Genomic DNA, 672 nt, shown 5'->3' with positions numbered 1-672 from the left:
CCCATTCGGACATCGTTAGCTCAAATGCTTGTTACTAGCTCGCCAACGCTTTTCGCAAGTTACTACGTCCTTCATCGCCTCTGACTGCCAAGGCATCCACCGTATACGCTTAGTCGCTTAACCATACAACCCAAATGAGTTTCACTCATCTGCGCCGCATTGCGACCAGCTTGGTTTTACTTGTCTCACTTCTGACCAAAGAAGTGGACGCGCCTTAGACGTAAACTATTCAATAAAGAATAATTTACTRTTGAATATTCAAGACACTTAATAAAGTGTTTGAGAACTCATGTTCAATGCTTGCGCATTAAACGTTTTGTAATTAATTACATGACAGACTCATGCAATTAAATACTATCAGCTTTCCAAATTGTTAAAGAACAACATCTACCTGCAAGAGGGATGTTTCGCTCTGACTTCTCCTGAGAGAAGCTAAACAAGCAATCTGTGTGAACACTCAACAAACATTAAGTTAGTCGTATAGGTAAGGAGGTGATCCAGCCCCAGGTTCCCCTAGGGCTACCTTGTTACGACTTCACCCCAGTCATGAACCACAAAGTGGTGAGCGCCCCCCCGAAGGTTAAGCTACCCACTTCTTTTGCAGCCCACTCCCATGGTGTGACGGGCGGTGTGTACAAGGCCCGGGAACGTATTCACCGTGGCATTCTGATC

Annotated in this window: 2 rRNA genes; both read right to left on the bottom strand. The window is 45.2% G+C overall.

The annotated features are described in order from the left end of the window. Nucleotides 1-123 (bottom strand): 23S ribosomal RNA (locus tag L5M28_RS24260); the annotation flags it as partial. Nucleotides 124-485: 362 nt separating this feature from the next. After that, nucleotides 486-672: ribosomal RNA gene (locus tag L5M28_RS24255) — 16S ribosomal RNA — on the bottom strand; the annotation flags it as partial.

This window comes from Shewanella sp. SW32 (genome assembly GCF_025653365.1).
Classification (GTDB): Bacteria; Pseudomonadota; Gammaproteobacteria; order Enterobacterales; family Shewanellaceae; genus Shewanella; species Shewanella oncorhynchi.
Note: the sequence above shows the minus strand (reverse complement) of the source record. Positions and strands in the feature narration are given on the sequence as shown.